At 71.0% G+C, this 25,163-nt stretch carries 25 protein-coding genes and 1 tRNA gene; 8 read left to right on the top strand and 18 right to left on the bottom strand.

Going from position 1 to position 25,163, the window contains the following annotated elements; translation table 11 throughout:
• Positions 1–40: 40 nt before the first annotated feature.
• Positions 41–1,663: an AMP-binding protein gene (locus ABH926_RS07795; RefSeq protein ID WP_370364702.1), complete on the top strand. Its 1,623-nt coding sequence runs from the start codon at positions 41–43 to the stop codon at positions 1,661–1,663.
• Between the two features lie 121 nt (positions 1,664–1,784).
• Here the strand turns inward: ABH926_RS07795 and ABH926_RS07790 are convergent, their stop codons facing one another.
• Genes ABH926_RS07790 through ABH926_RS07765 form a run of 6 tightly spaced genes read right to left on the bottom strand, consistent with a single transcriptional unit; the run spans position 1,785 to position 8,399 of the window.
• Positions 1,785–3,392 (bottom strand): sensor histidine kinase, encoded by a 1,608-nt coding sequence (locus ABH926_RS07790; RefSeq protein WP_370364701.1) that lies wholly within the window; start codon positions 3,390–3,392, stop codon positions 1,785–1,787.
• A complete protein-coding gene (locus ABH926_RS07785; protein WP_370364700.1) occupies positions 3,389–4,090 on the bottom strand; it encodes a response regulator transcription factor in 702 nt (233 codons plus the stop codon). Before ABH926_RS07785 ends, ABH926_RS07790 begins: the two co-directional genes overlap by 4 nt.
• Before the next feature lie 11 nt (positions 4,091–4,101).
• Complete coding sequence (locus tag ABH926_RS07780) at positions 4,102–4,746, bottom strand: hypothetical protein (protein WP_370364699.1); 645 nt, start codon at positions 4,744–4,746, stop codon at positions 4,102–4,104.
• A 37-nt stretch (positions 4,747–4,783) separates the two neighbouring features.
• Positions 4,784–6,013: an ABC transporter permease gene (locus ABH926_RS07775; protein WP_370364698.1), complete on the bottom strand. Its 1,230-nt coding sequence runs from the start codon at positions 6,011–6,013 to the stop codon at positions 4,784–4,786.
• Positions 6,010–6,765: an ABC transporter ATP-binding protein gene (locus tag ABH926_RS07770; RefSeq protein WP_370364697.1), complete on the bottom strand. Its 756-nt coding sequence runs from the start codon at positions 6,763–6,765 to the stop codon at positions 6,010–6,012. The genes ABH926_RS07775 and ABH926_RS07770 overlap by 4 nt, the downstream gene beginning before the upstream one ends.
• 5 nt (positions 6,766–6,770) lie before the next feature.
• Positions 6,771–8,399: a biotin/lipoyl-binding protein gene (locus tag ABH926_RS07765; RefSeq protein WP_370364696.1), complete on the bottom strand. Its 1,629-nt coding sequence runs from the start codon at positions 8,397–8,399 to the stop codon at positions 6,771–6,773.
• A 213-nt stretch (positions 8,400–8,612) separates the two neighbouring features.
• Here ABH926_RS07765 and ABH926_RS07760 point away from each other — a divergent pair, with 213 nt between their 5' ends.
• A complete protein-coding gene (locus tag ABH926_RS07760) occupies positions 8,613–9,290 on the top strand; it encodes a hypothetical protein (protein ID WP_370364695.1) in 678 nt (225 codons plus the stop codon).
• 27 nt (positions 9,291–9,317) lie between these two features.
• On the opposite strand, the gene ABH926_RS07755 is transcribed toward ABH926_RS07760, so the two are convergent.
• Together ABH926_RS07755 and ABH926_RS07750 are read right to left on the bottom strand one after the other, a co-directional pair.
• The gene (locus ABH926_RS07755) at positions 9,318–10,286 is read right to left on the bottom strand and encodes a MerR family transcriptional regulator (protein WP_370364694.1); all 969 of its coding nucleotides are present in this window, start codon (positions 10,284–10,286) and stop codon (positions 9,318–9,320) included.
• Positions 10,287–10,371: 85 nt separating this feature from the next.
• Positions 10,372–11,130: an MBL fold metallo-hydrolase gene (locus tag ABH926_RS07750; RefSeq protein ID WP_370364693.1), complete on the bottom strand. Its 759-nt coding sequence runs from the start codon at positions 11,128–11,130 to the stop codon at positions 10,372–10,374.
• A gap of 286 nt (positions 11,131–11,416) precedes the next feature.
• Between ABH926_RS07750 and ABH926_RS07745 the strand changes: the two genes are divergently transcribed.
• Positions 11,417–12,391, top strand: a complete 975-nt coding sequence (locus ABH926_RS07745) for a cell wall-binding repeat-containing protein (protein WP_370364692.1) — start codon at positions 11,417–11,419, stop codon at positions 12,389–12,391.
• On the opposite strand, the gene ABH926_RS07740 is transcribed toward ABH926_RS07745, so the two are convergent.
• The 6 genes from ABH926_RS07740 to ABH926_RS07715 all read right to left on the bottom strand — a co-directional run bounded on the left by ABH926_RS07740 (position 12,351) and on the right by ABH926_RS07715 (position 14,964).
• Positions 12,351–12,782 carry a PIN domain nuclease gene (locus tag ABH926_RS07740; RefSeq protein WP_370364691.1) on the bottom strand — a complete coding sequence of 144 codons (432 nt, stop codon included), beginning with the start codon at positions 12,780–12,782 and terminating at the stop codon, positions 12,351–12,353. The genes ABH926_RS07745 and ABH926_RS07740 overlap by 41 nt on opposite strands.
• Complete coding sequence (locus ABH926_RS07735) at positions 12,779–12,985, bottom strand: type II toxin-antitoxin system VapB family antitoxin (RefSeq protein ID WP_370364690.1); 207 nt, start codon at positions 12,983–12,985, stop codon at positions 12,779–12,781. The genes ABH926_RS07740 and ABH926_RS07735 overlap by 4 nt, the downstream gene beginning before the upstream one ends.
• Before the next feature lie 375 nt (positions 12,986–13,360).
• Positions 13,361–13,445, bottom strand: a tRNA-Ser gene (locus ABH926_RS07730).
• A 63-nt stretch (positions 13,446–13,508) separates the two neighbouring features.
• A complete protein-coding gene (locus ABH926_RS07725; protein ID WP_370339905.1) occupies positions 13,509–14,156 on the bottom strand; it encodes a thymidine kinase in 648 nt (215 codons plus the stop codon).
• 16 nt (positions 14,157–14,172) lie between these two features.
• Positions 14,173–14,484: a hypothetical protein gene (locus ABH926_RS07720; protein WP_370364689.1), complete on the bottom strand. Its 312-nt coding sequence runs from the start codon at positions 14,482–14,484 to the stop codon at positions 14,173–14,175.
• A 159-nt stretch (positions 14,485–14,643) separates the two neighbouring features.
• Positions 14,644–14,964 (bottom strand): YbjQ family protein, encoded by a 321-nt coding sequence (locus tag ABH926_RS07715; protein ID WP_041540931.1) that lies wholly within the window; start codon positions 14,962–14,964, stop codon positions 14,644–14,646.
• A 418-nt stretch (positions 14,965–15,382) separates the two neighbouring features.
• On the opposite strand from ABH926_RS07715, the gene ABH926_RS07710 reads away from it, so the two are divergent.
• Both ABH926_RS07710 and ABH926_RS07705 read left to right on the top strand, forming a co-directional pair.
• Positions 15,383–16,246 (top strand): glycerophosphodiester phosphodiesterase, encoded by an 864-nt coding sequence (locus ABH926_RS07710; RefSeq protein ID WP_370365185.1) that lies wholly within the window; start codon positions 15,383–15,385, stop codon positions 16,244–16,246.
• Positions 16,247–16,367: 121 nt separating this feature from the next.
• Positions 16,368–17,165 (top strand): ATP-binding protein, encoded by a 798-nt coding sequence (locus ABH926_RS07705; RefSeq protein WP_370364688.1) that lies wholly within the window; start codon positions 16,368–16,370, stop codon positions 17,163–17,165.
• A 319-nt stretch (positions 17,166–17,484) separates the two neighbouring features.
• Here the strand turns inward: ABH926_RS07705 and ABH926_RS07700 are convergent, their stop codons facing one another.
• A complete protein-coding gene (locus ABH926_RS07700) occupies positions 17,485–19,398 on the bottom strand; it encodes an anthranilate synthase family protein (protein ID WP_370364687.1) in 1,914 nt (637 codons plus the stop codon).
• Positions 19,399–19,679: 281 nt separating this feature from the next.
• Between ABH926_RS07700 and ABH926_RS07695 the strand changes: the two genes are divergently transcribed.
• The gene (locus tag ABH926_RS07695) at positions 19,680–20,678 is read left to right on the top strand and encodes a DUF5926 family protein (RefSeq protein ID WP_370364686.1); all 999 of its coding nucleotides are present in this window, start codon (positions 19,680–19,682) and stop codon (positions 20,676–20,678) included.
• Positions 20,679–20,786: 108 nt separating this feature from the next.
• Here the strand turns inward: ABH926_RS07695 and ABH926_RS07690 are convergent, their stop codons facing one another.
• Both ABH926_RS07690 and ABH926_RS07685 read right to left on the bottom strand, forming a co-directional pair.
• A complete protein-coding gene (locus ABH926_RS07690; protein WP_370364685.1) occupies positions 20,787–21,947 on the bottom strand; it encodes a hypothetical protein in 1,161 nt (386 codons plus the stop codon).
• A 181-nt stretch (positions 21,948–22,128) separates the two neighbouring features.
• On the bottom strand, positions 22,129–22,755 hold the full coding sequence (locus ABH926_RS07685; protein WP_370364684.1) for a TetR/AcrR family transcriptional regulator: 627 nt from the start codon (positions 22,753–22,755) through the stop codon (positions 22,129–22,131).
• A 30-nt stretch (positions 22,756–22,785) separates the two neighbouring features.
• On the opposite strand from ABH926_RS07685, the gene ABH926_RS07680 reads away from it, so the two are divergent.
• Complete coding sequence (locus ABH926_RS07680) at positions 22,786–23,487, top strand: glycosyltransferase family 2 protein (protein WP_370364683.1); 702 nt, start codon at positions 22,786–22,788, stop codon at positions 23,485–23,487.
• On the opposite strand, the gene ABH926_RS07675 is transcribed toward ABH926_RS07680, so the two are convergent.
• Entirely contained in the window at positions 23,453–23,773 is a 321-nt protein-coding gene (locus tag ABH926_RS07675; protein WP_370365184.1) for a rhodanese-like domain-containing protein, read from the bottom strand. The genes ABH926_RS07680 and ABH926_RS07675 overlap by 35 nt on opposite strands.
• Before the next feature lie 110 nt (positions 23,774–23,883).
• Between ABH926_RS07675 and serS the strand changes: the two genes are divergently transcribed.
• Positions 23,884–25,161 carry a serine--tRNA ligase gene (gene serS / locus ABH926_RS07670; RefSeq protein WP_370364682.1) on the top strand — a complete coding sequence of 426 codons (1,278 nt, stop codon included), beginning with the start codon at positions 23,884–23,886 and terminating at the stop codon, positions 25,159–25,161.
• The last annotated feature ends 2 nt before the right edge of the window (positions 25,162–25,163 follow it).

Genomic DNA, 25,163 nt, shown 5'->3' with positions numbered 1-25,163 from the left:
CCTCTTGCGGCCTCACGCGGGATGGCCTTCTATACGCGACATGGCCACGGTCGCGGAGTTGATCGGCGAACAGTCGCGGCACCCGGGCCCGGGGCTGCTCGGCCCCGGCGGCCTGCGGTATCAGCACTCCGAGATCGCGGCGCAGGCGGCCACCAGGGCCGCCCTGTTCGGCGACCGGCACCGCCGGGGCATGCAGCCGCATATCGGGGTCCTGCTGGGCAACACCGACGAGTTCGTGTTCTGGCTCTCGGCCGCGGCGCTCGCCGGGGCGGCGCTGGTCGGCGTGAACCCCACGCGCCGTGGCGCCGAGCTGGCGCGCGACATCCGGCACGCGGAGTGCGAGCTGCTGGTGACGTCCCGCGGCCACCTGCCGCTGCTGGCCGGCTTGGGTCTGGAGGACCTGCCGCTGCTGGTGGTCGACGAGCCGGCGTACGCCGAGGCGCTGGCGCCGTACCGGGGCGCGAAGGCCGCGCAGGTCGTGCCGGTGGCGCCGGTCACCGAGGACACCCGGCTGCTGCTGTACTTCACCTCGGGCTCGACCGGGGCGCCGAAGGCGGTGACGTGCGGGCAGGGCCGGGTCGCGGCCTCGGGCGCGGCGATGGCGGAGCGCTTCGGCCTGACGGCGTCGGATGTCTGCTACATCCCGATGCCGATGTTCCACGGCAACGCGATCCTGGCGAACTGGGGCCCGGCCCTGGTCGCCGGGGCCGCCGTGGCGCTGCGCGACCGCTTCTCGGCCTCCGGCTTCCTGCCCGACGTGCGCGCGTACCAGGCCACGTACTTCACCTACGTCGGCCGCGCGATCTCCTACATCCTGGCCACCCCGGAGCACCCCTCGGACGCCGCGAACCCCCTGCGCGCCGGCTTCGGCACCGAGGCCGGCCCGCGCGACCGGGAGCGCTTCGAGCGCCGCTTCGGCTGCCACCTGTCGGAGGGCTACGGCGCCTCCGAGGGCGGCATCAACATCGTCGCGCCCCGCACCTTCCCGCCCTCGGTCCTGGCCCGCGGCGCCGCGGTCGGCACCACGGACCCGACCCTGTCGATCGTGGACCTGGAAACCGGCGAACCCTGCCCGCCGGCCGCCTTCGACGCCGCGGGCCGCCTGTTGAACGGCGCCGCCGCCATCGGCGAACTCGTCCGCACCGGCCCCGGTGGCTTCACCGGCTACTGGAACAACCCCGCCGCCGACGCCGAACGCTTCTCCGAAGGCCGGTACCGCAGCGGCGACCTGTTCTACGCCGACACCGACGGCTGGCTCTACTTCGCCGCCCGCAAGGCCGACCGCATGCGCGTGGACGGCGAGAACATCTCGGTGGCCCTCCTGGAGGCGATCCTGGCCCGCTGGGAGCCCGCCGAGGCGGTGGCGGCGTACGCGGTCCCCGACGAGGTGACCGGCGACGCGGTGATGTGTGCCCTGGTGCTGAGGCCGGGCACGGTCTTCGACCCGGGAGCCTTCGCGGACTTCCTCGCGGCCCAAGCGGATCTGGGCACCAAGATGGCGCCGCGCTACCTCCGGATCGCCGCCGCGCTGACGACCACCGCCACGGAGAAGGTGTCGCGCTATGCGCTGCGGGAGCAGGGGTGGTGGGACGTCGGCGGGGATGCGGTGTGGGTGCGGAAGGAGCGGGGGGCGGATTACGAGAGGCTGGGCGGGGCTGGGTAGCGAAGTGCCGGTTGCGGTTGCTCAGCGGTGCTGTCGGCAGGGCTGAGCCGTGTCGCCGGGCCCGAGCCGCCGCCCACGCCACCGCCGCCGCGTGATTATCCGCTGCCGCCGCCCGGCCGCCTCAGCCCCGTGCCACCGGCAGCGTCAGCCGGAACTCGGCCCCGCCGCCCGAAGCGGCCCCCGCCGTCACCCCGCCGCCGTGCCCGACCGCCACCTGCGTCACTATCGCCAGCCCGAGTCCGGAGCCGGGCAGGTCGCGGGCACTGGCGGCGCGGTAGAAGCGGTCGAAGACATGCGGCAGGTCGGCTTCCGGGATCCCGGGGCCGTGGTCGCGGACCGTCAGCGTGACCGTGCCGTCGGCGCCCGTCGTCGTGCGCACCTCGACCAGGCCGCCGTCGGGGCTGAACTTCGCCGCGTTGTCGAGCAGGTTGCGGACCGCCTTGGCCAGGCGGTCGGTGACGCCGTAGACCACCGCCTCGTCCAGGTCCGCCTTGAAGACCGCCTTCGGCCAGTGCGTGGTCGCGCGGTCCACGCAGCGCTGGACCATCAGGTCGAAGCGCATCTCCTCGAACAGCGCCGCCTGCTCCTCGCCGCGGGCCAGCTCGACGGTGTCGCTGACCAGCGTGGTCAGGTCGTCCAGGCCGGACATGATGCTGGTCACCAGCGCCTCGCGGTCCTCCGGGTCCAGGCGGTGCGCGTGCGCCAGCACCTCGACGTTGGTGCGCAGCGAGGTCAGCGGGGTGCGCAGCTCGTGGGAGGCGTCGGCGACCAGCTGGCGCTGGCGGTCGGTGGCCTCCTGGACCGCGTCCAGCATGCTGTTGAAGGTGGCGGCCAGGCGGCCGAGTTCGTCGCGGGGCTCGCCGGACGTGCCGTCTATGGCGATGCGGTGCGCCAGGTCGTGGGTGGCGGCGATGCGCTCGGCGGTGCTGGTCAGCTCGGCGACCGGACGCAGCGTGGTACGGGTCACCAGCCAGCCCAGGCCCGCGGCCAGCACGATGCCCGCGACCCCGGCGCCGAACAGCTGCCAGCCCAGGGTGGACAGCTGCTCGTCCATCGTGGTCAGCGGGTTCTCGATCTGCATCGCGTGGCCGTTGCCGAGCGCCAGCGTCAGGATCCGCACATGCTGGCCGTTCCACTGCGTGGAGTGGATGTAGCTGGCCAGCGTCCCGGCCGCGACCTGGATGTCCTGCGGCGTGACCGGCAGCGGCTGCGGCAGGGCCGGGAAGGCCGCCGAGGTCGCGGCGATGGAGCGCGCGGTCGGCGCGGGCGGCCGCTGCAGCACCAGCGCCCGGCCCTTGTCGTCGATGAACTGGAAGTTCAGCCGGGTCTCGCCGACCTGCGGCGTGGAGTCGAGCGGGTTGATCTTGTCGGGACGCTGGGAGCCGTTCCGCGGGCGCAGCTGCTGCGACTGCATCCGCGTGCCCTGCTTCAGCAGCGCGTCGTCTATCTGCTGCGTCAGGGAGTGCCGGACCGCGACGTACGCGAACCCCACGCCCCCGCCGACGCCGGCCGCCACCGCGATGGTGGCCGCCAGGGCCAGTCGGGCGCGCAGCGGCGTGCGCCGCCACACCGCGACGGGGGAGCGGCGCCGGGAGGACTCGGCTGGACCGTCCTGGACGGCCGGCCCGGCGCCGGCGCCGTCGCCGTCGCCGAGGTCCGGCTCGGCCCGCAGGTCGGCACTCTGCTTGGCCGCGACCAGGCGCAGCTTCCCGAACCGCTCCCGTTTCACGCCGGCACTCGCAGCGTGTACCCGAACCCGCGCACCGTCTGCACGAGCCGCGGCTCGCCGCCGGCCTCCGTCTTGCGCCGGATGCAGGACACGAACACCTCCAGCGAGTTCGACTCCGGTCCCAGTTCGTATCCCCAGATCCGGTCCGAGATCACTTCCCGGGGCAGCACCCGGCCGGCGTTGCGCATGAGCAGCTCCAGCAGGGCGAACTCGGTGCGGGTCAGCTCTATCGTCCGCCCGCCGCGGTAGGCCAGCCGGGACTCGGGGTCCAGCTCCAGGTCCTCGAACACCAGCCGCTCGGACTCCGGCACCGGGTCGTACTCGGCGCGCCGGAGCAGGGCCCGCATGCGGGCGTGCAGCTCGGCCAGCGCGAACGGCTTCACCAGGTAGTCGTCGGCGCCGGCGTCGAGCCCGGCCACCCGGTCGCCGACCGCGTCGCGCGCGGTCAGCAGCAGCACCGGGGTGTGGTCGCCGACACCGCGCAGGCGCCGGCACACCTCCACCCCGTCGAGCTCCGGCATCATCACGTCGAGCACGATCGCGTCCGGCGGGTCGGCCGCGATCTGCTCCAGGGCGGCCAGGCCGCCGGCCGCGGTGCGCACGCGATAGCCCTGCAGGCGGAACGCGCGCGCGATCGCGTCACGGATCTCGGTGTCGTCGTCGACGACCAGCAAGTTGCGGGATTCCCGGGTGTCCATCCCGTCCAGTATCACCCGTTTGACCCACCCGGCGAAGACGCGGCGCCGCCGGGGGTGCGGTTTCCACCGCGTCCGCCGAACCCGAAGCCTGTGATACCGCTCACAACGGAACGGGCCGTGATGGTTCCGCTACTTTCCGGAGTTCCCAGGACGGTCACCTGAGAACCGGTCGTCAGGTCGGTGACCGCGCCGGTCTTGCCGATCGTGACGGTGGTCTGCGGGCTGGTGTTCACCGTCACCGTCTTGCCGGTGCTGTCGGTGATGGTGATCGTGGTGCCGTTGACCGCGGTGACGGTGCCGACGACGGCGCCGCCGGCGCGCGCGCCGCCGTTCGCGCCGCCGGTGGTCCCGCCGGTCCCGCCGGTGCCCCCGGTGCCGCCGAAGCCGTACCCGCCCCGGGTGCGGGTGCCCGCCGCGGTGTTCGTCGACTTGGAGGTGCTGCTGCTGTTGTTCTTGCCCACCGCGATCCCGCCGACGAACCCGCCGGCCAGCAGCACCGCGCCGACCAGGCCCAGCGTCACCTTCGGGATCCCGGTGCCGCCGCCGCTGCGGGCCGGCTTGAGCTGGCCGCTGATGTCCGGCGCGGACGGGGCCTGGGACAGGAGCTCGAACTCTGCGTTGTTGTTGGCGGCCTCGCCGCCGGGCTTCTCAGACATCTGTGACTTCCGACTCTTCCTGCTCTGAAGGGGGTTTCTACTCGTGCCGCAGTGCCTGGATGGGATGCAGCTTGGCCGCGCGGTTGGCCGGGAACGACCCGAAGAACAGCCCGATCAGCGCCGACACCGCGAAGGCCAGCGCGATCGAGGCGGGCACGATCACCGGTTTCACCCCGGCCACCGTGAACCTGGTGCCGATCAGTCCGGCGGCCACCCCGAGGGCCCCGCCGATCAGGGACAGCAGCACCGCCTCGATGAGGAACTGGCCCAGGATCGCCGCGCGCGGCGCGCCCAGCGCCTTGCGGATGCCGATCTCCCGGGTCCGCTCGGTCACCGTGACCAGCATGATGTTGGTGATCCCGATGCCGCCGACCAGCAGCGAGATGGCCGCGACCGCGCCCAGCAGCACCGTGAAGGTGTGCGTGGTGGAGTTCGACGTGGCCAGCAGCGACTGCTGGTTCAGCACCCGGAAGTCCGGCGAGGCGGTGGCCGCCAGGTGGTGCCGCGCGGTGAGGATCGAGGTGATCTCGTCCTGCGCCGCGGTGGTGGCGCCGGCCGACTTGGCCTGCACCACGATCTGGCTCAGCGACCCGAAGCCGCTCAGCGAGTCCTGCACGGTGGTCAGCGGTGCGATGGCGAAGTCGTCCGCGTCCTGCAGGCCCGAGGAGCCCTTGGACTGCAGCACGCCCTCGACGGTGTAGGGGACGCTGTTGATCATGACCTGCTGCCCCACCGGGTCGGCGGTGTTGAACAGGTCGGTGGCCACCGTCTGGCCGATCACGATCACCTTGCGGGCCTGGGCCACGTCGTCGTCGGTGATCGAGGAGCCCTCGGCGATCGTCCAGTTGGTCGCCGTCAGGTAGGCCGGGTAGGTGCCGACCAGCTGCGCGATCGGGTGCGTGGCGCCCTCGTAGGTGGCGGTCGGCGAGGCGGTCACCACCGGGGCCTCGTCCAGCACGTCCGGGGCGTTCACCGGGTCGACCAGCGCCTGCGCGTCGGCCAGGGTCAGCGCCCCGACCGAGCTCTGCGTCCCGGTGTTGCGGGACGCGCGCGCCCCGAAGCCGCCGGCCTGCCGGGAGACCTCCAGCAGGTTCGTGCCCAGCTTGTCGATGTTCGCCTGCACCTGCGCGCCGGAGCCCTTGCCGACCGCGACCAGCAGAATGACGGCGCCGACGCCGATCAGGATGCCCAGGGTGGTCAGCGACGAACGCAGTTTGTTGGCCTTCAGGCCGGCGAAGGCGAACCGGAAGACTTCGCGGAATCTCATCGGGCGCTCCCGTGCCTCGCGCTGTGCTGTTCGGAGATCCAGCCCCGCTCGCCGTTGCGTTCGTCGGACACGATCTGTCCGTCCATCAGCCGGATCGCACGCTCGGCGTGCTCTGCGATGTCGTGCTCGTGGGTGATCAGGACGATGGTGCGCCCGGCGCGGTGCAGCCGGTCGAACAGGGCCATGACGTCGGCCGAGGAGGTGCTGTCCAGGTTGCCGGTGGGCTCGTCGGCCAGGATCAGGCTGGGCGCGGTGACCAGCGCGCGGGCCACGGCCACGCGCTGCTGCTGGCCGCCGGAGAGCTCGTTCGGCTTGTGGTTCAGGCGCTCGCCCAGGCCCACCAGCTCCAGCGCGGCCCTGGCCCGCTGGCGCCGCTCGGTGGTGCCGACGCCGGCGTAGACCAGCGGAAGCTCCACGTTGTCCAGCGCGGTGGTGCGCGGCAGCAGGTTGAAGGACTGGAAGACGAAGCCGATCTTGCGGTTGCGGACCAGCGCGAGCTGGCGGTCCGACAGGTGCTCGACCTCGATGCCGTCCAGCAGGTACTGCCCGGAGGTGGGGACGTCCAGGCAGCCGATGATGTTCATCATCGTCGACTTGCCCGAGCCCGAGGCGCCCATGATCGCGACGTAGTCGCCGGTTGGGACGGTCAGGCTGACGCCGCGCAGGGCATGGACGGCGGTGCCGTCCATGCCGTACGTCTTGCGGATGTCGGCGAGCTCGATGACCGGCTTCACACCGCTCGAACCGCTCATGCCGGTCACCCGCCGAACCGTCCGCCGCCGCCCGCACCGAGGCCGCCGCCGCCGGCACCGCCGGCACCGCCGCCGAGGCCGCCCGCCCCGCCGCCGAAGCCGCCGGTCCGGGAACCGGTGCTCGAGCCGCTGGTGGTGCGCGAGGACAGCAGGACCTGGTCGCCCTCGTTCACCCCGGAGGTGATCTCGGTGCTGGTGTCGCCGACCACGCCGACCTGCACCGGCGTCTGGGTCTGGGTCTTGCCGCTGACCACGGTGACGAAGCTCTGGCCGCCGAAGCTGGTGACCGCCGAGGACGGCACGTACAGAACGTTGGTCACATTGTCGGTGACCACGGAGACCGACGCGGTCTGGCCCATCTTCAGGGCCGTGAGGTCCTGCTGGCCGGCCGTGAACTGGAGCGTGACGCCGTACTCGACGACGTTGGACACCACGGTCGAGGTCGGGTCGATGGACTGCACCGTCGCGGTGAGCGAGGAGCCGGGGATCGCGTTGATCGAGACCTGCGCGTCCTGACCGGCCTTCAGCTTGGAGGCGTCGGTCTCGGCGAACTCGGCGCGCACCGTCAGGCTGGACATGTTGCCCAGCACCACGAAGCCGCTGCCGGACTTGGCGCCGGAGGACGCGGACGACGAAGAACTCGACGACCCCCCGGAGGCGCCGCCGCCCGAACCCCCAGAAGAACCCCCAGAAGAACCCCCAGTAGAGCCGCTCGAGGAGGACGCGGCCGAGGTGGAGGAGGTCGACCCCGCGGACACCGAGTCGCCGACCGAACCGCCGACGGACAGGACCGTCCCGGCCGAGGGCGCGGTGATGACGGTGCCGGCGACCTCCTTCTGCGCGCTGGTGACCGCGTTCTGGGCGTTGAGGACGGACTGGTCGGCGGAGGCTATCTGGTCCGGCGTGGCCGGCGCGGCGGAGACCGCCTGCTGGTCCACCGCGGTGTTGTAGGAGTTCTGGGCCTGGGTCAGCGAGGACTGCGCCTGGTGCAGGGACTGGGTGTCCTTCTCCGCGCCGGTCTTCTGAGCGTTCTCGGCCGTCGTGACAGCGTTGGTGTCCTGGGTGACCTTGTTCTTGTCGCTGTTACAAGACTGTTGCGCTGCGGCGCTCGTCCCTGCGCAGTCGGTCGTCTGCTGGGCCTCGTCAGCGCTCAGACTGTTCTTCGCCGTCGTGACGGCGGAAGCCAGGGTGCTGGCATCCAGCGCCAGGCTGTTCTGGGTGTCCGAGTACGACGTCCTCGCCGAGGACAGCGAGTCGGCGGCGGTCGTCAGCTGCTGCTGGCTCAGCGCGGCCTGCTGCGGCGTCTGGCCCTGCTGCAGCTTGGTGAGCTGGGCCTGCGCCGTGGTCAGCTGGGCCTGCGCGGAGGCGAGCTGCTGGTTGGCGTCGGTGGTGTCGATCTTGGCCAGCACCTGGCCGGCCTTCACCTCGTCGCCGGGCTTCACGTCCACCTCGGTCACCGTGCCCGAAGCGGTGAACGCCAAGTCGAGCTGGGTGGGAAGCGTGACATTGCCGGAGGCGGATACCTGGGCTGTGACATCACCGCGCTGAACGGCGACGGTGCGGCCGGAGGACGACTTGTCGGAACTCGACGAGCCGAGCAGCGCCCAGGCGCCCGCTCCACCGGCGGCAACCACCACGGCGAGCGAGGTGTTTATCCAGACCCCTTTAGAGAGTCGCGGGCTATCGGTCATGGCGCCAGAGGTTGTCCCCAGTAACTGAAGCGAAGGTGAAGGGGTCCGTTCAGTCTCAAGCGTGTCGTTATCAGTTCGTGACCTGGCGGAATCGACCTTGTGGCGGACTTATTGACGCCCTGGTGAATAGCCGGTGATCGGCGGTAGGTTCTCCAGGTGCCGAAGATTGACTGGACTCCGGGACGGGGCCGGCGCGGCAGGCCGCTGCGCCGGGTGCTGGGCATGGGCCAACAACAAGGCCTGCTGGTGATGTACGGACTGGCCGTCGTGGCCGTCGTGTTCGCCATGGCCGCGGCGTTCGGCGCGTTCGACGACTCCGGTTCGCCCACGTCCGGCCGGCCTTCCGGGGCGGATACGGCCCCTGGCATATCCGGCGGAGCCGTGTCCCCACCGGCTCCCAAGGACGCGACCAAGACCACGCAGATCCTGCTCGGATCGGTCCAGCACTACGCGGATCTGCTGGCGGACGGGCAGAAGATCGTGGGCCACACGCACTACGCCGACATGACGGCCTACGGCAACGCCTTCAGCGACCCGAACTCCCCGGCCTCGCAGTTCTCGAAGTTCCGCACGTCGCCGAACCCCGAGAGCGACACGACTTATCTGGACGCCGAACGCCAAGCCGCCGCGGCCTACGGCGGCGACCACGGCGGACGGCTCGATCAGTGGCTGAAGGACATGGCCAAGCTCAAGTCCGATATGGGTGACTGGGTCGCCACCGCCGGGCAGTACCAACAGGGAACGGCGCCACAGGCGGCCCTGGACACGGCGGCGGCGGCGGTGACCCAGGACATCGCGACGGCCAGGACGACCGCCGAATCGCTGAGTCACTGACAGCTTTAGCGCCTAAAGCCCCCACGCTTATACGGGATTCTCCTTAAGCCAGGACAGCACTTCACCCGCGTGGCGGTTCGGCGGGAAGACCGGGTAGAAGGCGTGCTCGACCTGGCCGTCGCGGATGACGAGAGTGATGCGCTTATAGAGGACCTGGCCGTCCGCCTCGAATGTCGGCAGGTTCAGTTCCCCGGCAAGGCGGAGCCCGGTGTCGGACAGCATGGAGAACGGCAGCCGCAGCCGTTCCACCAACTCCCGCTGATAAGCGGTGTCCTGGCTGGACAGACCGAAGACCCGCGTCGCGCCGGCGTCGAGCAGTTCCTCGTGGTGGTCACGGAAGTCGCAGGCCTGTGTCGTGCAGCCTCGGGCGCCCGGGATGGCGTTCCAGCCCTCGGGAATGTCCTCGCCGGGGCGGCCGCTGAGCGGATAGATATAGACGATCGTTCGGCCGGTACCCAGCGCGGCCAGCTCGATGGTCTCCTTCGCGGTGCTCGGGAGCGCGAGCCCCGGGACGGCGACGCCGGGGAGATGGCCGGCGGCGCCGTCGTCCTGGGGGACCGGCAGATCGGCCGGGAGGGTGTAGATGTCGTCCACGATGGCTTCCTCGGGTTCGGGGGCCGCGCCGTCCTCCGGGGCGTCGCCGGGGCAGCGGCCCGCGGCCCGGTCCAGGCGGGCGGCGAGGGTGTCGCGCCGCCGCGTCAGCTCCCTGATGCGGCGGTCCAGGTCGTCGATGGCGTCCCGGTACTCGGCCAGCGAGGACGGGCAGTCGTCGATCTCCCCGTGGTCGGCGAGGCAGTCCAGGAACGGCCGGGTCCGCGCCGCCGGGATGCCGAGCCCGATCAGCCGCCGGACCTCCCGCACCACCCGGACGTCCTGCCCGGAGTAGTCGCGGTAGCCGTTCCCCAACCGCGCGGGGACCAGCAGGCCCAGCGACTCGTAGTAGCGGACCGCCTTGGGCGTGACACCGGCGTCGCGGGCCAGATCGCCGATCCTCATGGTTCCTCGCTCGGTGCCGGGGGAGCTTGTGCACCGACCGTAAACCCTGCCCCCCGGGGCAAGGTCAAGAGCTGAAGGTCAAGAGCTAGCCGCGCTCCCGGATCCGCTCGACGGCGTCCCGCACCGACCCGCGGTGCACAGGCCCGTGCCCGGGGATCAACACATCCGCGTCGGTCTCGGCCAGCACACCCAGACTGGCCAGCGCGCCGTCCCGGTCCTTCTGGAACATGGCGGGCAGCAACTGCGGACCGCTGACCCGCGACGTCGGATGCCCGGTGCCCAGGGCGTCCCCGCAGACCACGATCCCCCGCGCCGGCAAGAAATAGGCGCAGTGCCCCGCCGTGTGCCCGGGCGTGTGCAGCGGCACCGGCGCCCCGGGCAGGTCGAGCGGCCCGTCGGCGGGGAAGGCCTGCGGCTCGGCGACGGCGACATCCGCGGTACCACCGTTGCGCAACGCCCGCACCGCCCACGGCACGACGCCCGGCCGCCACGCGTTGGCCGCCACCTGCCCCACGGACACCTGGTCGAGGAACTCGCGCCGCGAGTGCGGCACCTCCTCGGCATGCATCAGGACCGGAATACCGTACGCGGCCCGCAGCCGCTCGGCGGAGCCGATGTGGTCGTTGTGGGCATGCGTGACCAGGATCGCGCTGACCGCCTCCGGCGCCACCTTGAGCATCGCCAACGAGGCCAGGAGGTTGTCGTAGTCGCCGGGGTAGCCGGTGTCGATCAGCGTCGCGCTGTCGCCGTCCTTCACCACGACCCAGGTGACGTCGCTGCCGAGGACGGCGTGGACGTCGTCGTCGACGCGGACGACATCGTCCATGCGGAAGGGTTTGGCCATCGTCGGTGCCTTCTTTGAGCGGAGCTGGGGTTCCGACTCAGGATTCTGCCAGGGTTTCACCTGGTCAGCCCGTCGAACCTGGTGATGTTGAGGATTCGGACCGCCCAGGTCGATCTTGCGAGGCGAGGTAGCCCAGCACCTCCGGCGAGGCGGGGGTATCAGGGAATGCCGCAATATCAGAGGTTGACTCACGTATCAGGCGCCGTCAGAATCCGTGAGCCCAGGTCTTTCCGGACGGGGCCGGATCGCGACGTTCTTCGCGGCTCTGCTTCATGCATGGGGAGAAATGCGTCGTTCCATTGGGTTCGGCCTGGTGCTCGTCGCCGTGCTCGGCACCAACCTCCGACCGTTGGCCCCGGCCGATGCGGTTCCCGCGGCATCGCTGTTCCAGCCGTCGGTGACGGTCACCGCACAGAACGACCACGGCCTGGTCGCGGTGACGATGCCCGACCTCGGCGGCCAGTACTCGCTCTCCATGGGCGACGGCACCACGTTGCGCGGTGCCGATAGCCAGGCCCAGGTCTACTACACCTACCAGGCGAGCGGCCGGTATCAGGTCGAGCTGACCGACACCGACTCCGGGGGCTCGACGGGTACGGCCGTCGCGTGGGTGGACGTGACTGTTGCGTCCACGCTGCCGCCGGGGACTCACGTGGTGTCTCGGATCTCCGGATCGGACCGCTACGGGACCGCGATCGCGGTTTCGCGGAGTGCTTGGACCAGCGGCTCGGCTCGGGCCGTCGTGCTGGCCCGCGGCGATGAGGCCCCTGACGCTCTGTCCGGTGTCCCGTCGGCCGCTCACGTCGGCGGTCCCCTGCTGCTGACCGATCCGGCGGCGCTGGAGGCCACGACCCGCGCCGAGATCGACCGCGTCCTCGGGGGCCCGGCATCCCACCGGACTGTGTACATCCTCGGTGGCGAGTCGGCGGTTTCGCCGGCGATCGAGAAGGGGCTGGTCTCCGCCGGCTACCGCGTCGTCCGCTACTTCGGCGCGGATCGTGCCGGAACCGCGCTGTCCGTCGCGCAGCAGGCTTTCCCGTCCGCACCCGGCGCCGTGATCGCCACCGGCACCGACTTCGCCGACGCGCTGGCGGCCGGACCGCTGGCAGCGGACCTCGGCGAACCGATCCTGCTCACCGGCCAGTGGACGATCAGCGACGCCGCCTGGAACTGGCTCCAGCAGCATCCGCAGGTCGCTGCAAAATGCCGCACGTTCATGCCTAGTCCGCCAGCCCTGCCGAAGCCACCCACTGGTGGGTGAACCTGTTACCGGCCAACGCGGCGATCTGCTCAAAGTCTTGGTCATAATGCAGCACCGTGGCCCCGTGAAGTTCGGCGACAGCGCAGATGAGCAGATCGGTGGTGGACAGGGCGCGGTGGTTGCCCCGCCCTACGGCCTGCTCGCGCAGGTTGAATGCACGGGTCCACGCTTCGTCATCGCAGGGCAGGTAGTCGAAGCCTGACAGGAAGGAGCGTAGTACCATCGCCTCCTTCGCATTGCGTGCGGAGTACATGACCTCCATCTCGATCGGCCCGGTGACAGCCAGCAACCCACGCTCGTGCAGCGGGTCCAGCACGGCCGCTACGGAAGGCTGGCGCCACCGGGCGAAGGCGGAGTTGTCGATGAGGAAAAGGGCACTGCGATGGTTCACGCGGCGTCCGCCCCTGCCCCGCCCTTCCGGTCCTGGATGACGAGCTCCCCGGACTTGAGCATGTCGATCCCCACCTGTCGGCGGCGACGCTTCACCACGTCCTCAAGTGCGGCACGTACGGCCTGCGCCTTGACGTTGGTGCCGAAGATCTCCATGACCTCGGCAACGGTCTTCTCGTCCAAGTCGATGACGGTCCTGGCCATGGGGGCGCCTCCGGCTGATGATATCGTTTCTCCAGGGAAATGATATCATGGCGTGCGGGATGCCGAAGCTGATCTCATCGCAGCCCTCGACATCGTGCTGCGGGAGCACCGCGATGCGTACTCATCCCTTCGGGCGGCGACTACCACGTCGGTCGGGGGCGGAGGCCAGGCCTTGGCCTTTGGAATCGAGCGCATCCTGAACGGGTCTGGAAGCCTTGATCGCCCAGCGTGCGTCCCAGAATTGCCGACGCGGGCCGCGCCCCGTGGCCCGATGAGGAAGACCGAGGATGATGAACCCCGCACGCTCCCACGTCCCCGGCGTGAGTCAGCTTGCTTAAATCACATAACCGCAGGTCAAGGCATGAATTGATCGTGCGGAGGATGTGGGATTCGAACCCACGGTGACTCTCGCCACTTTGGTTTTCAAGACCAACGCCTTAGGCCACTAGGCAAATCCTCCTCACGAGCGCCCAGGCGCTCGTGAGCAGAAAGTCTCTCACAATCCGGTCGCGGCCCGTGGCCCTCAGGCGGCGCCGAACGGAAGCGTGTCCGGGCTCAGCGCGGCAGCTCCCGAGCGGGCCGCGGTCAGCCGGCGGCGGTGGTGGCGGCGGCACAGCACCTCGTAGCCGATCTCGTCGGCGACCGCGGTGTCGCCGACCACGACCTGCTCGCCCTCGACCACCATCTCGCCGCCGACGGTGCGCGCGTTGTGCGTGGCGCGGGCTCCGCACCAGCACAGGGTCTGCACCTGGAGCACCTCGATGCGGTCGGCGAGTTCGATCAGGCGCTTGCTGCCGGGGAACAGCCGGGTGCGGAAGTCGGTGGTGATGCCGAAGGCGTAGACGTCGATGCTCAGCTCGTCGACCATGCGCGCCAGCTGTTCGATGTGGTCCTCGGTGTAGAACTGCGCCTCGTCGGCGACCACGTAGTCCACCTTGCCGCCGGAGGACATCATCTGCACCACGTGGTTGAGCAGGTCGGTGGTGTTCTCGACCTCCACCGCGGCGGCTTTCAGGCCCAGCCGGCTGGAGATGGTGGCGCTGCCCGCGCGGTCGTCGCGGGTGAAGATGAGCCCGGCGCGGCCGCGGGCGTTGTGGTTGTGGTCGAGTTGCAAGGCGAGGGTCGACTTGCCGCTGTCCATGGTTCCGGTGAAGAAGACGAGCTCGGCCATGGTCGCAGATTATCCCCTATGCACGCGGCTGCCTGCGAACGCCGGTGATTCGGGTACGGATACGCCCGAATGTCGGCTTCAGGTACGGCCCGGCGAGCACCGCGGCCGCGGCCACCGCGGCGACGGCGACGAACAGCAGGCGGTCGCCGGCTGTCAGGGAGGCGCGCCAGGCGGTGAGCGAGGTGTTCCAGTGCGAGCTCAGCGCGGTCCAAACCGAGACGCCTTCCACGTGCGCGACCAGGCGTACCGCGTGTAGGAAGCTGCCCGCGACGCAGCACAGCTCGGCGGCCACGGCGGCGGCCAGCGCGGTGAGTGAGCGTCGGATCATCGCTTCACGATATCCGCCGCGGGGCCGGGCTCGGCAACCGTGCGCATGAGCCAGTCGTGCATCGGTCCTGCATCGGTCGTGCATCCAGCCCGCGTGGACACGCGTCGGGCGCGGACCCCGGAAGCGGGGGCCGCGCCCGAGGAGCGCCGACGCGGGGGATCAGCCCTGGCGGCTGATGGTCACAGCCGTGCCGTAGGCGCAGATCTCGGTCCAGACGTCGCCCATCTCCGAGGTGTCGAAGCGCATGCCGACGATGGCGTTGCCGCCGCGGTTGATCGCCTCCTGGATCATCCGCTGCATGACGTCGTTGCGGCTGTCCATCAGCGCCTTCGTCATGCCCTTCAGCTCGCCGCCGAACATCGACTTCAGGCCGGCGCCCATCTGGCTGAAGGCGTTGCGGCTGCGGACGGTGAGGCCGAAGACCTCGCCGTACACGGCGTCGATGCGGTAGCCCGGGATGTCGTTCGTGGTGACGCACAGGAAGTTCTGCTGGAACTGCGGCTGCTGCTGCGGCGGGGGCGCGTACCCCTGCTGCGGCGGCGGCCCCTGCTGGTAACCGGGCTGACCGTACGGCTGCTGGCTCATGTGTCCCCCTGGGTTTGGGCGATCGGTGGGTGGTCCGTCGCTACGACGATACGACAAGGGACCCCCGGTCTGGTGGGCCAGTATGTCCGCAGCCCCAAGGGCCGGTGAAAGCGTTTTGAACACCTGGCTCTTTCTGATCGACTCCGGTGCCCCGCAGCCTGGCTCGTCTGGAAAGATTCGGGGTGTGCAATCCCTGCGCCGCCCAGAGCCCCGTCCGTCCGAACGGCGCCGCTCCGAGCCGGTGTCGGCAGACGGGCCCGGTGCCGGGCCGCGCGCCGGCGCCTCCGGTCCCGCGCTCCCCCGCCGGACGGCTTTGGAGATCCCCGTCATCGCCCACCGCGGCGCGTCCGAGGACGTGCCGGAGCACACGCTGGCCGCGTACGAGGCCGCGCTGTTGCAGGGCGCCGACGGCCTGGAGTGTGACGTGCGCCTCACGGCCGACATGCAGCTGGTGTGCGTGCACGACCGCCGGGTGAACCGCACCTCCAACGGCCGCGGCGTGGTCTCGACACTCGAGCTGGCCCAGCTGCGGCAGCTGGACTTCGGCTCCTGGAAGCAGCCGGCGGCCGGCGACGAGGAGTACGCCGAGTACCCGGACCTGCGGCGCGAGGGCGCGCACCGGGTGCTGACCCTGGAGCGGCTGCTGGAGCTGGTGGTGGAGCACCCGTACCGGGTGGAGATGGCGATCGAGACCAAGCACCCGACCCGCTACGCCGGCCTGGTCGAGGAGCACCTGGTGGCGCTGCTGGACCGGTTCGGGCTGGCGCACCCGCGGCTCGGCCAGACCTCGCCGGTGCGGGTGATGTCGTTCTCGGCGATGTCGGTGCGCCGGATCCGGCGCCTGGCCCCGTCCCTGGACACGGTGCTGCTGCTGGACCGGGTGCCGCTGCGGTTGCGGGACGGGTCGTTGCCGCGCGGAGTGCGCATCGCCGGACCGGGAATCCATATTCTGCGAACGCATCCGGAATATGTGGAGCGCGTGCATTCCATGGGAAATCGCGTGCACGTCTGGACGGTGGATCAGCCCTCGGACATCGACCTGTGCGTCGAGTTGGGCGTGGACGCGATCATCTCCAACCGCCCGAAAGCGGTGCTGGCCAGGCTGGGCCGGGACGGCACGGCGCCCCCGGCCACGGCGCGGCATGGCGTCATCGAGCTGAACCCTGATTCACCCTGAGTTTGTCGTTTTCCGCAAGGACGAACCGGGCATCTACCGCGAGTAGCTCCTCGTCGGCAGGGAGGGAGCCGTGGGGGTCGTCATGTCGGTGCAACCGGAGAATCCCCGGGAAACAGCAAGGATGTCCCATACGGTCACGCGCGCCCCGGCGCCGCGGCCCACGGACACCAGAGGCATAGGCGGGATCGAGTTCCCGTACACACCCGAGAGCGTCGGCACGGCCCGCCACGCGCTGGCCGACGCGTTGCAGCGCATGCGCGTGGCACCCTCGGCCGCGGACGACGCGGTCCTGATCCTCTCGGAACTGGTGAGCAACGCACTGCGGCACGCTCTGCCGCTGGCCGGCGGCACCATCCGGGTGGCGTGGTGGATGGCGGACGACAAGGTCCTGCGCATCGCCGTGACCGACGGAGGCCGCCAGCAGCCGGCCCCCGACCCGCGACCACAGGCTCCAGATCTGGTGGCGACAGACCTGGACGACGTAGACGAGTCCGCGGTGGACGGCCGCGGACTCGGCATTGTGGGCCTCCTGGCCGACTCCTGGGGCGTGGAACCCTGGTACGCCCCGGAGACGGAAGCCCCGGGCCAGTACCTGCACGACGCGGCCAAGACCCGGACGGGCCCCCTGGACCCGACGGACCCCAGCGCCCCCAAAACGGTCTGGGCAGCGGTCCGCCTCCACGCCCGCCACGCCGCGCCGCCACCGCCCGACGACCACGACCGCCGCTGGTGGCGCCGCATGCGCGTGGCGCTGACCGCGCACCTGCCCGGCACCGGCCGCGGCCGCATGCGCGGCAGGCTCGGCGGCTCGCGCCTGGGCGAGGCCCGCGGCGGACCGGACGGGGACGCGGTCGGGTCGGATACGGCCTGGGTGCCCCGCTACCCGGAGGCCCGGGTGGGGTGCGCGGCCGCGGCCTGAGCGGGATCGGGCTGCGGGGGTGTGAGGGATGTGAGTGATGTGAGCGGAGGTTCGGTTGCGGCGCGCTGCTGGTGGGGTGGGGGCTGACTCGCTTCGGCGGTGGCGCGGTGCGGCCGAGCGATGCCGCAGTGGTGCGGACTGAGCAGGCAGGCTGTGGTGCGCTGCTCCTGAGGCGAGGGCTGACTCGCCTTGGCGGCGGTGCGGCGCGGCCGAGCAGGGTTTTGGCATGCGACTGCGGTGAGCTGCCGGCGGATGCGGAGGTTGACTCGCATCCGGCGGTGGCGCGGTCGGTCTCCCGTCCGACCGCGCCCTCGGCCCTTCAACGGTCGAGCAGGCGCCGGATCTCGCGGCCGAGGATGCCGAGGCCGTCCATCGTCACCACCGATTCGGGGTGGAACTGCAGGCCGGTGAAGGAGGGGCCGCGCAGGGCCGCCGTGAGGCTGGTGCCGGGCAGGGCGACCGTGTCGAGGACCAGGAACTCCGGCATGCGGGCCGCGTAGGAGTTGTAGAAGGCCACGCGCTCCGTGCTGCCGAACAGGTCCAGCTCGACCTGCGTGCCCTGCATCGGGGTGGGCAGCCGTACCAGTTCCAGTCCCAGGGCCGCCGCCAGTGCTTCGTGGCCGAGGCACAGGCCCAGGGTCGGGGTGCGGTGGTCGATGAGGAGTTTCGCCAGGTTGCGGACGCTGTTCATGCGCGGTGAGGTCTGGTCGCGGGGGTCGCCGGGGCCGGGGCCGAGCAGGACCAGGTCGTAGGCGGTGTGATCCGGGACCTCGTCGTGGGCGACGCGGGTTGTGTGCAGGCCCAGGGCCCGGAGTTCGACGGCCAGCATCGAGGTGAAGGCGTCCTCGTTGTCGACGATCAGCACCTCGCGGCCGGCCAGGGCCGGGTCGACGAGGTCCGCGGGTTCGTGTTCGTTGAGCCAGAACGCCGACAGTGATGCGTTGCGGGACGCCAGCAGGGCGGCGATCTCCGGGTCCTCGGACCAGGGCTCGGTGCGCACGGTCGCGGCGTCCGGGGTGGTGACGGCCTTCGAGGGCTCGCCGAGCGGGGACAGGGACTGAGACCGAGAAACGGACAAGGACAGGTCACCGTCCCGCGCGCCGAACCCCACCCCGAAGGCCCGCAGCACCCCCGCCGCCTTCGCGTACGTCTCCCGCACCTCCTCGTACGGATCCGACCCGCGCACCAGCGTCGCCCCGACCGGCACCCGCACCGTCCCGTCGGTCCCCACGTACGCCACCCGCAGCAGCAGCGGCGCGTCCATCGTCGGCGCGCCCTCCCCGTCGCGGCCGATCAGGGCGGCGACGCCCGCGTAGTAGCCGCGGCCGCCGCGTTCGTGGCGCTTGATCACGCGGAACGCGTTGCGGATCGGGGAGCCGGTGGCGGTGGGGGCGAACATGGTGGTGCGCAGGATCTGGCGCGGGTCCATCGTCGTGCGCGCCTCGATGTAGTACTCCGTGTGCGCGAGGTTCGCCATCTCCTTCAGGAACGGGCCGCGTACCCGGCCGCCGAGGTCGCCCACCTCGGCGAGCATCTTCAGCTCCTCGTCCACGACCATCGCCAGCTCCTCGCGTTCCTTGGCGTCCTTCAGGAACGCCACCACGCGCTCGCGCGAAGCCGTCGCGGGGGCCTCGCGCAGTGTCCCGCTGATGGGGTTCATCACCGCGACGCCTCTGGCCAGCGACACGTGCCGCTCCGGTGTCGCACCGACCATCAGTCCCTCGCCGGTGTCGATGAGGAACGTCCAGTAAGCATTCCTCTCCTTCTCCAACAAGGCGCGGAACGCTCCGTAAGCCGTGTCCCGGGGCGAGTCACAGTGCCCGACGAACGTCCGGCGCAGGACGAAGTTCGATCCCTCGCCCGCCCCGATCTCCTCGTCCAGAACCCGCTTCACCGACGCGCCGTACGCCTCGTCGTCCACATCGAAGGCGCCGTCCCGCAGCACCGGCGCTGTCGCCGGGGGCAACTGCGCGATGCCGTATCGGTGGCGTCCGGTGATCCGCATGGCCAGGAGCGGCGCGTGGTCGTCGTGGCACTCGTCCCCGCGCTCCGTGAGCTGTCGGTAGGGGACGAGCGCCAGGAGTGAGTCGGAGTCCTCTGTAGGGAGATCCGCCAGTGCCGGGAACTGCTCGAAAGCCTGTCCCGTGAGCAGTTCGACCTCCGCCTCGGCGCCGCGCCGGATCAGCGCGAACGGTCCGTCGGGGAGGCGGTCCGGGAAGTCCTGGTGTGCCATGGCGATGCCTCTCTGTGGAGGCCGCTCCGTGAGGCTCACCGGGTCTTGTCGGAAGGTCTTCCGAGAAAACAGAACCGGCCGCCTCGCAAGGCGGCCGGTTCGGGAGCGTGGGTGCGCGCTTTTACCGGGGTCCGCCTGGGACGGACCACCACCACTGTTGTGGGAAAGAGCGCATGACCGCACAGTAGCAGGGTGTCACCCGCTGTGTGGGCTCGTCTCACCCTCCGGGCCTACTAGGCTGAGCAGGAAGCAAACTCCCCAGCAAGGAAGGGCCGGCACGCATGGGCAAGAAGTCGAGCAGGACCGCTAAGGCCGGGCCGGCTCAGTCCGCCGCCGTGAAGACAGCAGACGGCGAGATCCCGGTCGTCGGAGCGCGTGAGGCGTGCCCCTGCGGCTCCGGGCGCCGCTACAAGGCCTGCCACGGGCGCGAGGCCGCCGCGGCGGCGCACCAGCAGGCCGCCGAGGTGACCGCGAACAAGCGGCCGTTCGAGGGCCTGCCGGGCGAGGCCGACATCGTGGCGATGCGCGAGCTGGTGCCGGCCGCCACCGCGCCGCTGAAGCTCGCGGGCGAGCACGCCGGCCGCAGCGTCACCCTGGCCACCGTGCTGCCGATGGCCGCGCCCGCGGTGCACCGGGACACCGGCGAGATCATGCTGGCGCTCCAGACGCTGGCCACCTCCGGCGACCCGGACCGCGACCTGGCCGACGCGCTGCTGCGCGCCCTGGACAGCGAGCCGGGCACGGTCGTGGACTCGGCGGCGCCGACCAGCGACGGCCCGCGCCTGCGGGACCTGCTGGACACCAGCGGCGACAGCCTGGACATCACCGTCCACGAGGACTTCTCCTTCTGGATCATCGACGGCGCGGACGTGTCGGCCGAGGCGCAGCTCTCGCTGGAGCACGCGAACGCCGCCGCGTACCCGACCAAGAAGCTGGAGTCGGTCCCCTCCGCGTACTGGACGCGCATCCGCGAGAAGGGCCACCTCCGCTGGGTCATGCCGTACGAGGAGGAGAAGCTGATGGACGCGCTGGCGCGCCTGCACGCCGCCAAGCAGTCCAACCTCGGCGAGAACACCCGCTACGTCGGCGCCTTCCGGGCCTGCGGCCTGGTCGTCCCGGTCTGGGACCTCCCCAAGGAGATGGAGGCCGAGGAGATCGAGAAGCCGGCCGCCGAGTTCGCCGAGCGGCTGGCCAAGGCGCTCGCCGACGAGAGCCCGCTGACGAACGAGGAGCGCCGTGCGCGGGCCGGTCTGGTGAGCCGACAGGTGACGCTGCGCTAAGAGCGGTAAGCGGTACAGGGAAGCCACAAAGAAGTACACAGAGAAGCACAAGCAGAAGCGCGGGAACCCTTAAGGCTTCCCGCGCTTCTGCTTGTGCTTGTTATGGGGCTACTGATGCGATCCACGCCGCCGCGTAGCGAAATACAGTCCGGTGCCGCAGCCGAGTGCGAGCACTGACAGCAATGCCCACCACAGCGAAGCGTCGCCACCATCCGACGCCGACGTGCTGGCCGCCTTAGCAGCGGGAAGCATCGGCCCGTTCTCCGGCGCGGCGGGTCCGGGTTCGCTCTTAGCGCCGCCCCGAAGATGTCCGCTGTGTCGCACGCTATGCGGTGAGGGGACATACGCCGCCGGGCCCGGGGCGCCCTTAAGCGTTGACGGCACAGCGGGCCCCGCAGCCTGCTGACCGTCGCTAGGAGTACTGGCCGCGGGGCTCCCCGGCGCGGATGATGTTCCTGCTGTCGGGGTGGGCGCGGGCGTAGTCGCCCCCGAACTCTGACACGCCACCTGCACATCGCCGAGCCGCAGCTTCTGTACCGGTCCGCTATAGAGCTGCTTGCCCGCGCTGTCGTAGAAGACCCCGCTGATACTCAGGTCGAGATGTGCGTGCGCCGACGTGGCCGCTGTCTGCTGCGCCTGCGTGGCGGTGGTGGTGTACGAGACATCAAGGCTTCCGTGATCCACACTCGTCATCCCGAGCTGGGCCCCGGTCACCGGCAGTGTGGTCTTACCGGTCGCGACACTCGTCCCGAGAACGGTCACCGAAGTGGGGGCCGTGTGCACATAAGTGTTGTTGGCTCCCTGCGACGACGGAGTGCACTCGGCGTGCGCGTCCACAGAGGAGATCGCGTACAGCTTCTTCCCGTGCAGCGTGTACTCCACCGACGGCTGCGCGTCGGCCCAGTTCTTCGCCGGGTCCGAATGCGTCTTGGACTGCGCCGGCTGGTCCACGGTGATCCGGTCGAGCACCCCGGCGGGATCCTGCGTGCCGTCGGCGGAGGCGTCCCCGCCGTTCTGCGCGACGGTGCTGGTCGCGTACGAGCCCTGAAACGCATTGAGCGAGAGCGCCGGGATGCTGTCCACGGTCACCGTGACCAGCGTGCTCGCGGCCGCCCGCGGAGTGGTGGCGGCCGTCGCGGCCGTCGCGGCCATGGCGGCCGCGGAGGCCGGCAGGCCGGCGCCGGCCAGCGCCGCCGCGCAGACAACGGTTGCCGCGGCGGCCGCGAGCGGGGCCAGGGCGCGCGGTGGGGCCGTGCGTGAAAGTGCCATGGCGGCCATGAAATCGCACGGACAGCGGCGGATCCGGCATTTCGCCCGCCGCCGATTCGCGTCTCGAACAAACTTGTTTTGCGTTGAACCATCGGCCTGGGTACTGTGCTTCCAGCCCGGTCGCTGGTGCATCCCCCGTCGCCAGCGCCCGGGTGTCTAGGTGCTGACGGGTCTGCGGCTATTACTCCTCGTGCCCGGAGCCGGACGGTCGCGCACCGTTTCCATCGGGCCGCAGATACGCGTCCAGCATCCCGCTGAGCTCCTCCAGCAGCCGGTCCATCGGCACCGGTCCGGCGGCCCGCGCCGAGATGACGAACGACTGCGCCGTCAGCAGCACCGTCCGCGCCTGCAGCGCCACCGAGCCGGCCCGGATCGAGGCGTCTTCGTGCCCTTGCTCGAGCCGCACCGACAGCAGGTCCAGCGCGTAATGCTGGAGCGGGCCGAAGTCGCGGGTCAGGTAGGGCAGCAGGAACTCGGCGTCGGACTCCAGGATCTTGTGCATCAGCAGGTCGCCGTGGAACGCCCGCACCACCTCGACCGTCCCGGTGACCAGCAGGTCGCGCGCGCTGCGGTCGCCGCCGGCCAGCTCCTGCAGGCCCGCGTTGCGCCGCACCACCCGGATCAGCTGCCGGCCCAGCACCTCGGTGAGCAGGGCGTCGATGTCGGGATAGCGCCGGTACAGGGTCATCCGGGACGCGCCCGCCCGGCGCGCCACCTCGGCCAGCGTGGTGTTGCGCAGTCCCAGGTCCAGCAACGCGCTCTGCGCGGCGTCCAGGATCTTGTCGTCGCTGTGTCGGCTGCGGTCCATCGTCCGTCACGCTACCTCTAGGCTCGGGGCATGGAGGCGGAACCTGTCACAGAGGTCACATCGAGTGACGTCTTCGTCATCATCCCGGCGTGGAACGAGCAGGAGCGGATCGCCGCCACCGTGCGCGCCGCCGCCGGGCTGGGACCGGTGCTGGTCATGGACGACGGATCCCACGACGCGACCACGCGGATCGCCCGCCGCGCCGGCGCCCGCGTGCTCACCACCCGGCGCAACCTCGGCAAGGGCGCCGCGATGGCCGCCGGCGTCGCGGCGCTCCCGGACCAGGCCCGCTACGTGCTGTTCCTGGACGCCGACCTGGAGGACACCGCGGCCGGGGCCGGCCCGCTGGTCGAGGCGGTCCGCTCCGGCGGCTGCGACATGGCGGTCGCGCTGCCGCCGCCGCAGCCCGGCGGCGGCCACGGCCTGGTCGTCGGCCTGGCCCGGGAGGGGATCAAGAGGCTGACGGGCTTCGAGGCGGCGGCGCCGCTGTCCGGGCAGCGCTGCCTGACCCGGGACGCCGCCGAGGCCGTCCGGTACGCGCCGCGCTTCGGCGTCGAGGTCGGCCTGACCATCGACCTGCTGCGCGCCGGCTACCAGGTGGCCGAGGTCGCCGCGGACCTGCGGCACCGGGTCACCGGCGAGGACTGGCGGTCCCAGATGCACCGGGCCCGCCAGTACCGGGACGTGCTGCTGGCCCTCAGATCACGGTCCCTGCCGCCCCGGAGTCCGTGACCACGGCCTTGCCGGCGGCCTCCCACGCCTGCATGCCGCCGGTGACGTTGACCGCCTCCACGCCGTTCTGGGTCAGGTACTGCGCCACCTGCGCGGAGCGGCTCCCGGCGCGGCAGATCACATAGACCGGGCCCTCGGGCGTGCCCAGCTCGTCCTTGCGGGCGACGAACTCCGACATCGGGATGTGGGTCGCGGTCGGCGCGTGCCCGGCCGCCCACTCGTCGTCCTCGCGGACGTCGAGCAGCAGGCCGCCCTCGGGCAGCGAGTTCACGTCGGTCGTGGCCAGCATGTGTACTCCTTGGTCTGGCGCGGATGGGCCTCGGGGCGGCCGGCTCCGGCTCGGGACATCCATCAAAGCATTACGGCCGGGCCTGCCGGACCGGCTAGCCTTGGTCCATGATTGACCTGCGACTCCTGCGCACAGACCCGGAGCGTGTCCGCGCCTCGCAGCGCGCCCGAGGTGAAGACCCGGCCCTCGTCGACGCGCTGCTGTCCGCGGACGAGGCGCGCCGCGCGGCTGTCTCCCGCTTCGACACCCTGCGCAACGAGCAGAAAGTGCTCGGCAAGCAGATCCCGAAGGCCGCCGGCGAGGAGAAGGCCGCGCTCCTGGACCAGGCCAAGAAGCTGGCCGAGGACGTGAAGGCCGCCGAGAGCCACCAGCACGAGGCCGACGACGTGCTCAGGAGCCTGCAGCTGGCGCTGTCCAACGTGGTCATCGACGGCGTGCCCGAGGGCGGCGAGGACGACTTCGTCCTGCGCGAGACCGTCGGCACCGCCCGCGACTTCGCGGCCGAGGGCTTCGAGCCGCGCGACCACGTCGAGCTCGGCAAGCTGCTCGGCGCCATCGACCTGGAGCGCGGCGTCAAGGTCGGCGGCGCGCGGCAGTACTACCTGACCGGCGTCGGGGCGCTGCTGGAGATCGCGCTGCTGAACATGGCGATGGCCCAGGCCACCAAGTACGGCTTCACCCCGGTGATCACCCCGTCGCTGGTGAAGCCGGAGGCGATGGCCGGCACCGGCTTCCTGGGCCAGGCCGCCGAGAACGTGTACCACCTCACCGAGGACGACATGTACCTGGTCGGCACCTCGGAGGTGCCGCTGGCGGCGTACCACATGGACGAGATCCTGGACGCCGCCAAACTGCCGCTGCGCTACGCCGGCTACTCCTCGTGCTACCGCCGCGAGGCCGGCAGCTACGGCAAGGACACCCGCGGCATCATCCGGGTGCACCAGTTCGAGAAGGTCGAGATGTTCTCCTACGTCCTCCCGGAGGAGGCCGAGGCCGAGCACCTGCGCCTGCTGGGCTGGGAGAAGGAGTTCCTGACCGCGCTGGAGATCCCCTTCCGGGTGATCGACGTCGCGGCCGGCGACCTGGGCAGCTCGGCGGCCCGCAAGTACGACTGCGAGGCCTGGATCCCCACCCAGGGCAAGTACCGCGAGGTCACCTCGACCTCGAACTGCACCGAGTTCCAGGCCCGCCGCCTGCAGATCCGGATGCGCGACGCCGACGGCGTGCGCCCGCTGGCGACGCTGAACGGCACGCTGTGCGCGATGACCCGGATGATCGTGGCGATCCTGGAGAACCACCAGAACGTCGACGGCTCGGTGACGGTGCCGGCGGCGCTGCGACCCTACCTCGGCGGGCGCGAGAAGCTGGAGCCGGTCGCGGCCTGACA

The sequence above is a fragment of the Catenulispora sp. GP43 genome (assembly GCF_041260665.1).
Taxonomy (GTDB): domain Bacteria; phylum Actinomycetota; class Actinomycetes; order Streptomycetales; family Catenulisporaceae; genus Catenulispora.
The sequence above is the reverse complement of the archived record's forward strand: the minus strand, read 5'-3'. Positions and strand labels throughout refer to the sequence as shown.